The organism is Dyella sp. (assembly GCF_035486915.1).
Lineage (GTDB): Bacteria > Pseudomonadota > Gammaproteobacteria > Xanthomonadales > Rhodanobacteraceae > Dyella_B.
Genome location: NZ_DATHMR010000025.1, coordinates 16,115 through 30,403, shown reverse-complemented (window position 1 = coordinate 30,403; position 14,289 = coordinate 16,115). Strand labels below are relative to the sequence as shown.

General features: G+C 60.2%; 15 protein-coding genes and 1 riboswitch. Of the genes, 14 read left to right on the top strand and 1 reads right to left on the bottom strand.

What is annotated here, in order from left to right:
- Window positions 1-133 precede the first annotated feature (133 nt).
- Entirely contained in the window at window positions 134-847 is a 714-nt protein-coding gene (locus VK725_RS02790; RefSeq protein WP_325316533.1) for a CTP synthase C-terminal region-related (seleno)protein, read from the top strand.
- A 2-nt stretch (window positions 848-849) separates the two neighbouring features.
- Window positions 850-1,386, top strand: a complete 537-nt coding sequence (nrdR, locus tag VK725_RS02785) for a transcriptional regulator NrdR (protein WP_126673295.1) — start codon at window positions 850-852, stop codon at window positions 1,384-1,386.
- A 3-nt stretch (window positions 1,387-1,389) separates the two neighbouring features.
- Here nrdR and cysK read toward each other — a convergent pair whose 3' ends face one another.
- Complete coding sequence (gene cysK / locus VK725_RS02780; RefSeq protein ID WP_325316532.1) at window positions 1,390-2,346, bottom strand: cysteine synthase A; 957 nt, start codon at window positions 2,344-2,346, stop codon at window positions 1,390-1,392.
- Between the two features lie 91 nt (window positions 2,347-2,437).
- Here cysK and ribD point away from each other — a divergent pair, with 91 nt between their 5' ends.
- From ribD to hemP, 12 genes are all read left to right on the top strand, one after another.
- Window positions 2,438-3,565: a bifunctional diaminohydroxyphosphoribosylaminopyrimidine deaminase/5-amino-6-(5-phosphoribosylamino)uracil reductase RibD gene (gene ribD, locus VK725_RS02775; RefSeq protein ID WP_414648438.1), complete on the top strand. Its 1,128-nt coding sequence runs from the start codon at window positions 2,438-2,440 to the stop codon at window positions 3,563-3,565.
- A gap of 190 nt (window positions 3,566-3,755) precedes the next feature.
- Window positions 3,756-3,933, top strand: a riboswitch (FMN riboswitch).
- Window positions 3,934-4,062: 129 nt separating this feature from the next.
- Window positions 4,063-4,704, top strand: a complete 642-nt coding sequence (locus VK725_RS02770; protein ID WP_325316531.1) for a riboflavin synthase — start codon at window positions 4,063-4,065, stop codon at window positions 4,702-4,704.
- A gap of 115 nt (window positions 4,705-4,819) precedes the next feature.
- Window positions 4,820-5,914 carry a bifunctional 3,4-dihydroxy-2-butanone-4-phosphate synthase/GTP cyclohydrolase II gene (gene ribBA / locus VK725_RS02765; RefSeq protein WP_325316530.1) on the top strand — a complete coding sequence of 365 codons (1,095 nt, stop codon included), beginning with the start codon at window positions 4,820-4,822 and terminating at the stop codon, window positions 5,912-5,914.
- Window positions 5,915-6,073: 159 nt separating this feature from the next.
- Window positions 6,074-8,308 carry a beta-glucosidase family protein gene (locus VK725_RS02760; RefSeq protein WP_325316529.1) on the top strand — a complete coding sequence of 745 codons (2,235 nt, stop codon included), beginning with the start codon at window positions 6,074-6,076 and terminating at the stop codon, window positions 8,306-8,308.
- A 23-nt stretch (window positions 8,309-8,331) separates the two neighbouring features.
- Window positions 8,332-9,291, top strand: coding sequence for a muramoyltetrapeptide carboxypeptidase (gene ldcA / locus VK725_RS02755; protein WP_325316528.1), 960 nt, complete (start codon window positions 8,332-8,334; stop codon window positions 9,289-9,291).
- 77 nt (window positions 9,292-9,368) lie between these two features.
- A complete protein-coding gene (gene ribE, locus VK725_RS02750; protein WP_325316527.1) occupies window positions 9,369-9,830 on the top strand; it encodes a 6,7-dimethyl-8-ribityllumazine synthase in 462 nt (153 codons plus the stop codon).
- Window positions 9,830-10,288 (top strand): transcription antitermination factor NusB, encoded by a 459-nt coding sequence (gene nusB, locus VK725_RS02745; RefSeq protein ID WP_325316526.1) that lies wholly within the window; start codon window positions 9,830-9,832, stop codon window positions 10,286-10,288. Before ribE ends, nusB begins: the two co-directional genes overlap by 1 nt.
- A 75-nt stretch (window positions 10,289-10,363) precedes the next feature.
- Window positions 10,364-11,323, top strand: a complete 960-nt coding sequence (gene thiL / locus VK725_RS02740) for a thiamine-phosphate kinase (RefSeq protein ID WP_325316525.1) — start codon at window positions 10,364-10,366, stop codon at window positions 11,321-11,323.
- Window positions 11,320-11,817: a phosphatidylglycerophosphatase A family protein gene (locus VK725_RS02735; RefSeq protein ID WP_325316524.1), complete on the top strand. Its 498-nt coding sequence runs from the start codon at window positions 11,320-11,322 to the stop codon at window positions 11,815-11,817. Before thiL ends, VK725_RS02735 begins: the two co-directional genes overlap by 4 nt.
- Window positions 11,818-11,957: 140 nt before the next feature.
- Window positions 11,958-12,758 (top strand): hypothetical protein, encoded by an 801-nt coding sequence (locus VK725_RS02730; protein ID WP_325316523.1) that lies wholly within the window; start codon window positions 11,958-11,960, stop codon window positions 12,756-12,758.
- A 157-nt stretch (window positions 12,759-12,915) separates the two neighbouring features.
- Complete coding sequence (locus tag VK725_RS02725) at window positions 12,916-13,884, top strand: aldo/keto reductase (protein WP_325316522.1); 969 nt, start codon at window positions 12,916-12,918, stop codon at window positions 13,882-13,884.
- 72 nt (window positions 13,885-13,956) lie between these two features.
- Entirely contained in the window at window positions 13,957-14,163 is a 207-nt protein-coding gene (gene hemP, locus VK725_RS02720) for a hemin uptake protein HemP (protein WP_414648437.1), read from the top strand.
- Window positions 14,164-14,289: the final 126 nt, after the last annotated feature.

Sequence of the window (14,289 nt, the reverse complement as noted above, 5' to 3'; positions counted from 1 at the left end):
GACGTGGTCGAACTCACGCAGTGGATCTGCGACGTGCTCGATGCGCCCGGCGATGAGAATGTCATCAAGTCGGTGTGCGAAAAAGTAGCAGCCCAGTGCCGCAAATTCCCGGTCTATGGCTGAGATGGCAGCCATGCGAGCGCTGCGAGTGGGCTTGATCGGTGATCGCGACGACAGCGTCGTCGCCCACCGTGCGATTCCACAGGCGCTCGCGCTGGCTGCCGACGCAAGCGGGATTCCGGTCGAATGGGAATGGGTAGGTACGGACACCATCGGTGACGGCAAAACGCTGCACGCGTTCGACGCGCTCTGGTGCGTGCCGGCCAGTCCGTATCGCGACATGGACGGCGCCCTCACCGCCATTCGCTACGCACGCGAAGCGGGCGTACCTTTCCTGGGCACCTGTGGCGGTTTCCAGCACGCTGTCGTCGAGTATGCGCGGCATGCGCTGGGCTGGGCCGATGCCGAACACGCTGAGACGGCGCCCGATGCCGCGCGCCCGGTCATCATTCCGCTGAGTTGCGGTCTGGTCGAAGTGCGCGATAACGTGCACCTCAAGTCCGGTTCGCGTATTGCGGACATTTACGGTAAAACGAGTGTCGAAGAGGGTTACCACTGCAATTACGGTTTAGGCAGCGGTTTCCGCGATGCGATTGCCGATCACCCGTTGCATGTGGTTGCTGTCGACGATCAGGACGATGTACGTGCATTGGAGCTGGACAATCATCCTTACTTCATAGTCACGCTGTTCCAGCACGAACGCGCGGCCTTGCAGGGCATCTGCCCGCCACTGGTCAAGACATTCGTGCAGGTCGCAGGGGACTTACGAATTGGGAGGGCCGCTTAACCATGCATTGCCCCTTCTGTCAGCACGAAGACACGCGCGTTATCGATTCACGTCTCGCCGAAGATGGCGCCACCGTGCGGCGCCGGCGCGAATGTCCGCAATGCAGCGAACGTTTCAATACTTTCGAAACGGCCGAGCTGAAACTTCCGGCGATTGTGAAGAGCGGCGAGCGCCGCGAGAATTTCGACGAGCGCAAGCTGCGTGTGAGTTTCGAGCGAGCGCTGCAGAAACGACCGGTGGCAAGCCATGACGTCGATGCCGCCGTACGTGCCGTTATTGACGATCTGCGCCGAAGCGGCGAACGCGAAGTCACATCGCGTCACGTCGGCGAACTGGTCATGCGTGAATTGAAGAAACTCGATCAGGTTGCTTACGTTCGCTTCGCATCGGTTTATCGCAAATTCGAAGACGTGCATGCGTTCCGCGAAGAAATCGAAAAGCTCGAGCGCGATCTGCCGGGACTGGAAAGCCTGCAGCTTTCGCTGCTTGGCGGCGAGGCCGCCGCCGCCGCCGCGGTCAAGCGTTCGCGCAAGAGTTAGTTTTCAGTCCAGCGTTTCCAGCCATTTTTCGTCGGAGCCCTCCTCGACACCTTCGAACAGGAAGGTAGACAGATAGCGTTCGCCTGTGTCCGGCAGCATCGCCAGAATGACGCTGTCCGGTTCGGCCGTCTCCGCGAACTTCAGCGCAGCGGTGACAGTGGCGCCGGCAGAAATCCCCACGAAAAGGCCTTCTTCTTGCGCGAGTCGCCGTGCCATATCGCGCGCCTGCACTTCGTCGACGGGCAGGTCGATGTCGAACACCTTGCGGTTGAGCACCTCAGGAACAAAGTCCGGCGTCCAGCCCTGGATCTTGTGCGGTTGCCACGGCTGGTCTTTCAACATCGATGCGCCGGCAGGTTCGGATACGACGATTTTCACGTCCGGCCGCGCCAGCTTGAGCATCTCGCCCACACCGGTAAGCGTGCCGCCAGTCCCCCAACCGGTCACGAATGCGTCCAGCCGACGACCGGCGAAATCGCGCAGGATTTCAGCGGCCGTGGTGCTGCGGTGGTAGGCGGGATTGGCAGGATTCTTAAATTGCTGGGGCAGAAACCAGCCGTGCTTTTTCGCCAGCTCTTCCGCGCGCCGCACCATGCCGCTGCCGCGTTCTGCGGCCGGCGTGAGAATGACCTTGGCGCCATAGGCGCGCATCAATTTCCGCCGCTCCACCGAAAACGTTTCGCTCATCACCGCCACGAAGCGGTAGCCGCGCGCTGCGCACACCATGGCCAGCGCGACACCCGTATTGCCGGAAGTGGGTTCGACCACGGTATCGCCGGGTTTGAGCAAGCCCTGCTTTTCCGCATCGAGAATCATGGCGATGGCGAGACGATCTTTCACCGAGCCGCCGGGGTTGAACGACTCGACCTTGGCATACAGTGTTACGTGCTTGGGGGCGACGCGATGAAGGCGCACGATGGGTGTGTTGCCGATGGTATCCAGGATGCTGTTGTGGATCATGGTCCGTCCCCGCCTAGAGTCGAGAAACGAAGAGCGTACTCCCCGGCTCATCACGCGACAAACCGGGCGCGATCGCGCACACTTGCGGCCCATGAATCGACCACCGAATACATTCGACACGATTGACCACATGCATATGGCGCAGGCGTTGCGCCTGGCCGAGCGCGGTCTCTACACCACGCAACCCAATCCGCGCGTGGGGTGCGTGATTGCGCATGGCGAACGTGTTGTGGGGCAGGGCTGGCACGTGCGTGCGGGCGAACCGCATGCGGAAGTTTTCGCGTTGCGCGAGGCCGGCGATAACGCCAAGGGCGCGACGGCTTATGTGACGCTTGAGCCCTGCGCGCACCACGGACGCACACCGCCATGCGCCGATGCGCTGGTTGCCGCACGTGTGGCGCGTGTGGTGATCGCGGTCGAAGATTCTTTCCCGCAAGTCTCCGGGCGTGGCATCGAAAAACTGCGCGCTGCCGGAATCGTTGTCGAAACCGGTTTGATGCGCGATGCCGCGCGTGAACTGAATATCGGCTTCTTTAGCCGTATCGAACGCAAACGTCCATGGGTACGCGTGAAGCTTGCGATGAGCATGGACGGCCGCACTGCATTAGCTAATGGCGAATCCAAATGGATTACCGGCGAGGCGGCGCGCGCCGATGTGCAGCGATGGCGCGCACGAAGCTCGGCCATTCTCACGGGCAGCGGTACCGTGTTTGCCGACAATCCACGCCTGACGGTTCGCTTCGCAGAAGGCGAGGGCGCCGATGCATCCACATCATTTCAGCCGCCGCTGCGCGTGGTGCTGGATCGACAACTGCGAACGCCCTCAGGTAGTCATGTACTGGATGGCAGCGTACCCACACTCGTCTTGCACGCATCGTCTGCGCAGGTGACCGATCAACGTTTCCAGCGTGTCGATTGTGCGGTTGTGCCAGAGAAGGGCGACCGGCTTGATCTCGCCGCTGTCTTGCATCTGTTGGCCGAACGCAGTTGCAACGAACTGCACCTCGAAGCAGGCCCCACACTTTGCGGCGCGCTGTTTGATGCAGATCTGGTCGACGAACTTTTGCTCTACGTTGCCCCGGTTCTGCTCGGCGACAGCGCGCGCCCGCTGATGCATCGGTTGCCATTGCAAAGTATGGATGAGCGGACGGTATTGAGTCGCGTGGACGACGTCAGAATAGGCAACGACTGGCGATATCGTTTTCGAATAACGCGCTGACCTCTATGTCGGGGGCCCAAAGATCCGCTTCAGAGGCGCGACCCCGTGGCCCAGGCATCCTTATGCGCCGATTCGGGCACTTACGGTCGCTTGGGCGAACGCATTGTTTCCGCCCGGGCGCGCAAGCACCGGATGCACGCTGCCGGTCGGTGTTAAACTGGACGGGCTGGCTTGCCGGCAAATTGACAACAAACGTCTTCAGGGCGGGGTGGAATTCCCCACCGGCGGTAGGGGCCGAAAGGCCTGAGCCCGCGAGCGCTTCCGGTTTCCGCCGGAAGGTCAGCAGATCCGGTCCAATGCCGGAGCCGACGGTTCACGTTGCAGCGGTTCATCGCTGCGGCGCAAAGTCCGGATGAAAGAAGACGGCTGCATGCACCGCGCAAGCGGTGCATGTGCCTCATGCCTTGGGGCGTTCCCACATTCGTAGTGCGTGGAGAACGTTTCATGATCAATCACCAACTCGCTGTCGTGCTCACCTTCTTCGCGGAGGTGCGCTGATGTTTACCGGCATCATTCAAAGCGTAGGCCGCATCGCGCGGCTGGAAGCGCGTGGCGGCGATGTTCGCTTGCATGTCGACACCGCCGATCTGGATCTTTCCGATGTGCAACTGGGCGATAGCATTGCCGTGTCGGGTGTTTGCCTGACGGCTGTGTCGCTCGACGCGCGCGGATTCGCCGCCGACGTTTCCAACGAAACGCTGTCGCTCACCACGCTGGGCAAGCACAAGGCCGGCGATCCCGTGAATCTCGAAAAAGCGTTGCGGCTCGCAGATCGTCTTGGCGGACATCTGGTATCCGGCCATGTCGATGGCGTGGGCAAAGTCGTATCCGTCACGCCCGATGGTCGTTCACAACGTTGGACGTTTGAAGTGCCTGCGCAACTGTCGCGTTACATCGCTTCTAAAGGTTCCATCTGCATCGATGGCACCAGCCTCACCGTCAACGAGGTGGCAGGCAACCGTTTCGGGGTGAACCTGATTCCGCACACCGTGGAAAACACCGCATTTCATGCACGTCGCGCAGGCGACGCGGTAAACATCGAAGTGGATGTGGTGGCGCGCTATATCGAACGACTGATGGGCAACGGCGACGCGCCACGCATCGATGAAAACTTTCTGAAGCATCACGGCTTCGCTTGACCCCACATGGTTCCCCTCTCCTGTCAGGAGAGGGGCAGGGGTGAGGGTACGCCCAGCGCGAGACGCGCGCATTGCGTAAACCTTCACCCGCCACCGAACAACGGACTCCATACCCATGGCATTCAACACTATCCCCGAAATCCTCGACGACATTCGCGCCGGCCGCATGGTTGTCATCCTCGACGACGAAGATCGCGAGAACGAAGGCGATTTGATCATGGCCGCGCAAATGGTGCGCCCGGAAGACATCAACTTCATGGTGCGCGAAGCGCGTGGACTCGTATGTCTTACGCTTACTGAGCAACGCACCCGGCAACTCGGTCTGCGGCCGATGGTGAGCGACAACACCTCGCCTTATCACACTAACTTCACTGTTTCGATCGAGGCCGCCGAAGGTGTCACCACCGGTATCTCCGCGCACGACCGCGCACGCACGATTCAGGTGGCGGTGAAGACGGATGCCAAACCGCAAGACTTGTCGCAGCCGGGACACATTTTCCCACTCACGGCGCAGCCAGGCGGCGTGCTGACACGTGCAGGACACACCGAAGCCGGTTGCGATCTCGCCGCGCTGGCAGGATTGGAGCCTTCAGCGGTGCTCATCGAAGTGCTGCACGAAGACGGCTCGATGGCGCGTCGCCCCGAGCTGGAAGTTTTTGCGAAAAAGCATGGCCTGAAGATAGGTTCTATCGCCGATCTGATCCGCTATCGCCTGGAAACCGAAAAAACGGTGAAGCGCGTCTATGAAGAACAGGTGCAGACGGAGTTTGGTCCCTTCCGGTTGGTCGCCTATCGCGATGCAATTCGTCATGGTTTGCATTTTGCGCTCGTGCGTGGCTCGGTGGATGACGGCTTGCCCGTGCTTTCACGCGTGCACGTGCGCAACACGTTGTCGGATGTGCTGCATCTGCAGCGCGAGGACCTTGGCCTGACCGTGACATCCGCGTTGCGCCGCATTGCCGACGAAGGTCGGGGCGTGCTGCTTGTGCTCTCAGGCGAGGACACACCTGACGCGTTGCTGCGCCGTCTCAATCGGCAACCGGCGGCTCAGGCCCCCGAGGAAGTGCAGCAGCAGGAATGGCGTCAGCACGGCCTGGGCGCACAGATACTCACCGATCTGGGTGTGCATCGCCTGCGTGTGCTGGGTACACCGCGAAAACTTGTGGGGCTCGCAGGATTTGGCCTGGAGGTCGTCGAGTACGCGGAGTGACTCATCGCTGATGCTTCCGTGTGGTCAATGACGAGCTAAGGAGCGTTGCCGAGCGAGGTTGGCGGGAGGTATCCCCATTTAGCCTCCCATTTGCCGCAACAAACACCTTCTTCATGGCATGCTCTGTGTCACGTTTTGTTCCGCCCATGCGAGGTTGAGATGAAAGTCACGGATTTGCCAGTCGGACGCAAGCAGGCACGAACGATATGCCTTACGGCACTATCGCTGGCCTGCATGTCGAGTGCTATCGCGCAACAGTCCACTTCGCTTACGCCCGACCAGCGCGCGGACCAGCTGGTGAAACGCATGTCGCTGGACGACAAGCATCACATGGTGCAGAGCTACAACACCATGATCGAGAAACAGCCGCCAGGCGGTATCGGCACGGCCGGTTATGTTCCTGCGCTGCCGTCACTGGGTATTCCCGCACTGCAGGAAAACGATGCAGGCATTGGCGTCCAGAATTATCCGACCAGCAAGGACAAAAACGGCCAGCCACTGCATGTACGCGGTGAGGCGGGGAACGCAACGCCGCTGCCTTCGACGCTTGGTATAGCGGCGACGTGGAATCCGAAGATCGCCTTCGCAGGCGGCAGCATGATTGCGGGCGAAGCGCATTCGCAAGGCATCAACATGTTGCTTGCGGGCGGCATCAATCTGACGCGCGAACCGCGCGATGGCCGCACGTTCGAATACCTCGGCGAAGATCCGTTGCTTGCCTCGCGTATCGATGCGGGGGAAATCAGCGGTATTCAGTCACGTCACGTGCTTTCCACCATCAAGCATTACGCATTGAACGATCAGGAAACCAATCGCCTGACAGTCAGCTCGAACATCGACGAACGTGCGATGCGCGAATCGGATCTGCTGGCGTTCGAGCTGGCCATCGAGGGCGGTCATCCCGCATCGGTGATGTGCGGCTACAACAAGGTCAACAACGTTTGGGATTGCTCCAACGGCCATCTTCTCAACGACGTTCTCAAAGGCGACTGGAAGTATCCGGGCTGGGTGATGACCGACTGGGGCGGCGACCACAGCGTCAACGATGCGCTCGCAGGCGTGGATCAGGTCTCCGGCATCGATGTGGTTTCCGGCGACAGTCTGGGCAATTCGGCCGAAACGTTTGGCAAGCCGTTGATGGATGCTCTCGCGAAAGGCACCGTGCCGGTCAGTCGATTGGACAATATGGTGCATCGCATTCTGCGAGCCATGTACGCCGGTGGATTGTTCGAAGATCCGCCGGTCGTCAAGCCGCTGAATGCAAGCGCCGATGCATTGGTGTCGCAGCGTGCGGAAGAGCAGGCGATCGTGTTGCTGAAGAACGAGCAGTCGCAGCTGCCGTTGAACAACAGCGTCAAGAGCATCGCCATTATCGGTGGTCATGCGGATGTCGGTGTGCTTTCGGGCGGCGGTTCGGCACAGGTGTGGCCGATCGGCGGGCCAGCCATTCCGGCATCGCAACCGCCCGGGCAAGCCGTGTGGCAATGGATGGTTTACGACCCGACATCCCCGATGAAGTCGCTGCAGAAGCTGTTGCCGGGTGTGACCGTACGCTATGACGACGGCAGCGATCCGGCCCGCGCGGCAGCATTGGCGAAGTCCTCGGACATCGCCATTGTTTTCGCCACGCAATGGACGTGCGAAGGCTTCGACGTGCCGAATCTTTCTCTGCCGAACGGTCAGGATGCACTTATCGATGCGGTCAGCGCTGCCAATGCGCATGCCGTTGTCGTGCTGGAAAACGGTGGCCCGGTGAAGATGCCGTGGCTGTCCAAGGTTAACGCTGTCGTCGAAGCATGGTTCCCCGGCGCGGGCGGTGGTGAGGCGATTGCAGCGGTACTTACCGGCAAAGTGAATCCGTCGGGCCGTTTACCGGTTACGTTCCCGCAAGACGAACAACAACTGCCGCGTCCGCAACTGACCAATGCTCAGGACGTCGATTACAACATCGAAGGTGCCGCGGTCGGCTACAAGTGGTACGACGAAAAGAATCTGCAGCCGTTGTTCCCATTCGGCTTCGGTCTTTCGTACAGCAAGTTCGGTTACAGCGATCTGCACGTGAACGCACAAGGCGATCGCGTCACGGTAAGTTTCAAGGTCACCAATAGCGGTCAGCGTACGGGTATGGATACGCCGCAGGTTTACGTCGGCATGCCTGCGGGTAGTGGCGAAGCACCGCGTCGTCTGGTCGGCTTCGAGAAAGTTACGTTGCAGCCGGGGCAGAGCACGACGGTCACGGTGACGATCGATCCGCGTTTGCTTGCGACGTTCGATGTGCCTGGACGTCAATGGCAAGTTGCTGCAGGCAGCTATCCGATTCAGGTGGGCCATTCCTCGCGCGACTTCGTGTTGAACGGTCAGGCACGCGTCGCGGCGGCGCATATCGCTCCGTAAATCATGCCCATCCAGGAGAACTCATGACCATGAAGGCCGATCCATCCTGTCGCGTTCGTCTGATCGCCCCTTCGGGTTATCCGCACAATCGCGATGCGATGACGCGTGGCGTGGAACGTCTGCGCGAGGCGGGTTGTGAAGTCGATGGTCTGGATGTACTCGATCGCACCGAGCTGCGCTACGCAGGAAGCGATGCGCAGCGTCTTGCGGATATCAACGCGCTGGCAACGTCCGATACGTTGCCGGACATCGTGTTATCCATCCGCGGCGGTTATGGCGCGACGCGTCTGCTCGAAGGCGTGCACTACGGCGCGTTGCGCGAGCGTCTCGCGGGTCAGTCCATCGCTATCGTTGGTCACAGTGATTTCACCGCATTGCAGATGGCGTTGTATGCGAAGAGCGGTGTGGTCACGTTCGGCGGTCCGATGCTCGGTCCGGATTTTGGTCCGTCGCAATTGAGTCCGCTTACCTGGCGTCACTTCTGGCGCACGTTGAGCGCACCGCACGGCAACGCGAGCTGGGATTGCGGCGACGCGGTCGAGTGCGATGTCCATGGGCCGCTGTGGGGTGGCAACCTCGCGATGATCTGCAGCTTGTTGCAGACACCGTATTTTCCGAACATCGAAGGCGGCATCCTGTTCATCGAAGACGTGGGCGAGCCGCCGTTTCGCATCGAACGCCTGCTTTATCAGCTGCATCTGTCGGGGGTATTGGGACGGCAACGGGCGCTGATTCTGGGCGACTTCACCCAATGCCGGCCCACCACCTACGACAACGGCTATGACCTGGCGGATGGGTTTGCCCAGATTCGCCGCATCGTGGGCATCCCGGTGCTTTCGGGCATGCCCTTCGGTCACGACCCCGACAAGTTCACCCTGCCGTTCGGCGTGCCCGCGCGGCTGAGGGTGGTCGGGCGCCGCGCCAGCCTGGATTTCAGCGGTTATCCCCATTTGCGGCGGCCGCTTGAGCCGCCGATGACCTGATTTCGAGCACGCTCCTACCCAAACCCGTAAAATACCGGGCTCGCACGGGCCCGCCCGTTCAAAGGAATCCACGCATCATGAAGACCATCGAAGGCGATTTCGCCACGCCCAAAGGCCGTTTTGCCATCGTCGCCGGCCGTTTCAACGGATTCGTCGTCGAACCGCTGGTAGCCGGTGCGCGTGATGCGCTGGTACGTCACGGCGTGAAAGACGATGCCATCGATTTGATCCGCGTACCGGGCGCCTGGGAGATTGCGCTGGCTGCGCACAAGCTCGCTAACTCCGAAAAATACGCAGCCGTCATCGCGTTGGGTGCCGTCATTCGTGGTTCCACCCCGCACTTCGATTTCGTCGCAGGCGAATGCGCCAAGGGCCTTGCGAGCGCGGCTTATAGCTCGGGCGTGCCGGTCGCATTTGGCGTGCTGACCACCGATACCATCGAGCAGGCGATCGAGCGCTCCGGCACCAAGGCCGGCAACAAAGGCGCCGACGCTGCCATCGCCGCGCTGGAAATGGTCAACCTGTACGGACAGCTGTAATGAATCAACGTCCCGAAGGCATCGATCTCGCCGCACGCTCGCGCGCACGTCGCCGTGCGCTGCAGGCGCTGTACGCGTGGCAGATGAGCGGCAGCTCGATGAAATCGGTGATCGATCAGTTCCGCCATGAACAGGATATGGAAGTGGCGGACCTGGAGTACTTCGAAGATCTGTTGCACGGCGTGGACAAACACGTCGAAGCGATCGACGAAGCGCTCAAGCCATACATCGATCGCGATGTTGCGCAGATCGATCCGATCGAACGCGCTGCGTTGCGTCTGGCCGCTTACGAATTGAAGTATCGGCCGGACGTTCCCTATCGCGTGATCATCAACGAAGCCATCGAAGTGACCAAGCGTTTCGGTGCCGATCACGGGCACAGCTACGTCAACGGTGTACTGGACAAACTCGCCGCGCAACTGCGTGTGGTAGAAAAACGCGGACCCGGGGCCGGTTAGCGGAACAGCGCTGAACGTCCTGCCGTCTCACGCTCACGGACCTGCGCATTTCCTCATCGCTAACACCCATCCGCCATGGAATTTTCCCTTATCGATCGCATTCGTGAGCGCACCGCGCAAGGGCGTGACGATGTGCGTTTGGGAATCGGCGACGATGCCGCGCTCGTTTCCGTTCCAGCAGGACAGGAATTGGCGGTAGCGATCGATACGATGGTCGAAGGCGTGCATTTTCCGCGGGACACGCGTGCAGCGGACATCGGTTGGAAGTCGTTGGCCGTCAATCTTTCCGACCTCGCAGCGATGGGCGCCACGCCCGCATGGGCGCTTCTCGCCATGACACTGCCCAAGGCCGATCCCGATTTCATCGACGATTTCGCCACAGGATTTGCGCAACTGGCGCAGTCCTATCGCCTTGCATTAGTGGGCGGCGACACAACGCGCGGTGTACTCACGATCAGCGTTGCCGTGCACGGTTTCGTGCCACCCGGCAAAGCACTTCTGCGTGACGGAGCAAAGCCGGGTGATGCGATTTTCGTCACTGGCACGCTGGGCGATGCAGCGGGCGGCTTGCAGCTTCTGAAAAAGCACGGCGATAACGACGCCAGGTCGCATTTCCTCATCGAACGCCTGAATCGTCCAACGCCGCGCGTTGCGGCCGGTTTGGCTTTGCGTGGTCACGCCACCGCGTGCATCGATGTTTCCGATGGCTTGCTTGCCGATCTCGGTCATATCTGCACAGCGAGCGGTGTAGGTGCTGAGATCGACGCGTCGTTGCTTCCACGTTCTTCCGCGCTGCTGGATCTTTTTGACGAGGCAACGTCGCGAGATTTCGCATTGAGCGGTGGCGACGACTACGAGCTCTGCTTCACCGTACCGACCCGGCACATTGCCGCGGTGCAGGCGGATCTCGCGCGGCTTGGTTGTGGTGCGACGAAGATTGGCCGCGTCGTGGAAGGCAATAGCGTGAGCGTGCGTCATGCGGATGGAAAGCCGCTGGAGCTTACGCACCGTGGCTGGGATCACTTCGCATCATGAGTGACGCCAAGACACTCACCGCCGAGCAACGTCGCGCACTCTTGTCCACGCCAGCGGGATGGTTGGCATGCGGTTTCGGTTCGGGTCTTGCGCCGAAGGCGCCGGGCACGTTCGGTTCGCTCGCAGCCATTCTTCCGTGGTTGTTGTTGCGTCACTTATCGCTGCCCATCAATTTGCTCGTCATCGTCGTTGGTTTCTTCATCGGCGTTTGGGCATGCGATGTAGCGGGCCGGGCAGTGGGCGTCGACGATCATCGCAGTCTTGTATGGGACGAATTCATCGGCCAGTGGATCGCACTTTTGCCTGCGCTGCTCGCCCCGTGGTGGGCCGTTGTTGTGGGCTTTGGGCTATTTCGCCTGTTTGACGTGTGGAAACCATGGCCGATCCGCTGGTTCGATCGTCACCTCAAAGGCGGTTTGGGCGTGATGGTCGACGATGTCATTGCCGGGGTTTTCGCCGCGGTCGTACTCTGGGCGATCCTGCGGCCTATCTAGCGCGTGTCGTTACCGCAAGAAATGGCGAGTGACGTTCAATCTGAAGCCTCTGCGTTGCGGCCACAGAGTGTGGCTTGTTCTCGCCGATGGTTTTAAGGAAGATGTTTGGCGACGCGCATCGTGCGTTAAGAGGATGGGTCATGGGCTTTGCATCGAAGAACAAGTTTTTCGCTTTAGCGCTGGTCCCGTTGCTCATCGCCGGATACGCCAGTTCAAACTGCCATGCACAGGCAGCCGATCAAGCTGCGGCACCGCCGCCGAGCGACGCATCGAACTCTGCTGCCGATTATTTTTCGCAGCATTTCAGTGCAGACGCACTCAATCCCGATGTAAAGAGTGCGGTCATCAATGCGAATCTGAATCCCGTGTCGTTCAACAGGATCGTCTTGCATACGCGCGATCAGGTCACAACGACCAGTCAGGGTAATTCCGGTGGTGTCTATACGGTCGAAGTGACCCTTGAAAACGCCGGTCACGGTCTGGTGCGCCGAAAGGAAAACGCGCAGGCGCGCGGTGCCGCTGCGACGACGCGATTCGATCTGATGTATCGCGGCTATTTTCCGTTCATGACGCAGAACGTACCGGCCGACAAGAGCACGCTTTCGCCGGTGATCGAGGCGCGCAAGGTACTCCATTTCGATACGAAGACGGATGGCCATATCGGCTTCGCCTATTTGTATGGCGCGGCGGGTCAGGCCACGTTTGCCGATCCGGGCCAGGTCATTTGCGACAGCGGCAAACGTTACAGCGCGTCGCAGTTGAATGCGTCGATCCAGGGACAGGCACTGGAGCTCAACTGCCAGGCTATCGACAACAATGGCATGGTGACGAACAAACTGACGTTCGCTTATCTGGAAAAGTATGGAGTAGCGGTGACGCTGCACATGCAAAACCAGGGTAACTCTCTTGACAGCACGGTTACCGATTTTACGGTGCAGTGACCACTTCAAACTCAGCAGGTGGTTCGTCCACAAATTTGTGACATCGCGCCCTCGCACAGGTAGTAACCTTTGCGAGGGCGCCTGCTTTTACGGCGCCTCAATCATCATCGATGGTCTCCAGCGCTCGATAGGTGCTGTCACAACTAGGGAGATTTCCATGCAATACCGCCGCCTTGGCCGCACCGGCCTGCAGTTGTCCGCGTTGTCCTTCGGCGCGTGGGTGACGTTCGGACGCCAGGTGGGCCGCTCCGATGCGCGCGAGCTGATGGCGCTGGCGTGGGACCGCGGTATCAATTTCTTCGATAACGCAGAAACGTATAACCACGGCGATGCCGAGCGTTTGATGGGAGACGTACTCGCCGATCTGCGTTTCCCGCGCGATAGCTACTGCGTATCGAGCAAGGTGTACTTCGGTTCGGCAGAGAAACCGCGGCCCACGCAGCGCGGTCTCTCGCGCAAGCATGTGATCGAAGCCTGTCACCAGGCGCTTGAACGTTTGCGCGTAGGGCATCTGGATCTTTATTTCTGTCATCGCCCCGATCCTGAAACACCCATCGACGAAACCGTTGCAGCGATGGATACGCTGATTCGCCAGGGCAAGGTCTTGTACTGGGGCACGAGCGAATGGTCTGCGGCGGAGATTCACGAAGCGCATCGCATCGCCCATGCCATGCACATGTACGCGCCCGTGGTGGAGCAACCGCAATACAACCTGTTGCATCGCGAACGTGTGGAGCAGGAATACGCATCGCTCTACGAAAGTTACGCCATGGGCACCACCATCTGGTCACCGTTGGCATCGGGTTTGTTGAGCGGTAAATACAGCGAGGGTGTGCCGCAGGGTTCGCGCATCACGCAACCGGGCTACGAATGGTTGCGCGACATGGTGCTGGGCGAAAACGGGAGCCGCGTCGAGAAAGTGAAGCAGCTGTCGGTCATCGCCACGGAGTTGGGCACCACGCCGGCGCAGCTGGCCATCGCATGGTGTCTGACCAATCCGCATGTCTCGACGGTTTTGCTCGGTGCCAGCCGGCGCGAACAGCTGGAGCAAAACCTGGGTGCTTTGGATCTTCTGCCGCGGTTCGATGCGGCCTTGAAAGAACGGATCGAAGGCTCCCTGGCCTGACTCTCGTCGCTGCTTGACTATTAAATGAGAATCATTATCATTTGATCGTCACCCAGACGACGGAGTCGCGCCATGACTGCAAGCACGCTAACCCTTTCCCGCCCATCGCAACCGCCGATGCTGTCGGCTGTGGAGGCCGTGGCGCCGTCCGTATCCCCCGTGCGGCGCATTTCCAGCCAGCGGTTGCTTGCGGGGGAACGCGAATTGGTGATTCAGCATCTTGGTAGTGAATATCACTTGCGGCTTACGCGGAATGGGAAGTTGATTTTGACTAAGTGATGTAACGGCTAATGCGGGAGGGTTGAAAGCGGCGTTGCTGCCGAACCCTCATCCGCCTGCCGGCACCTTCTCGCGAGGCGAGAAGGGAATTTCAATCCATACCTGTTCGCCAGCACATCTGCGCCA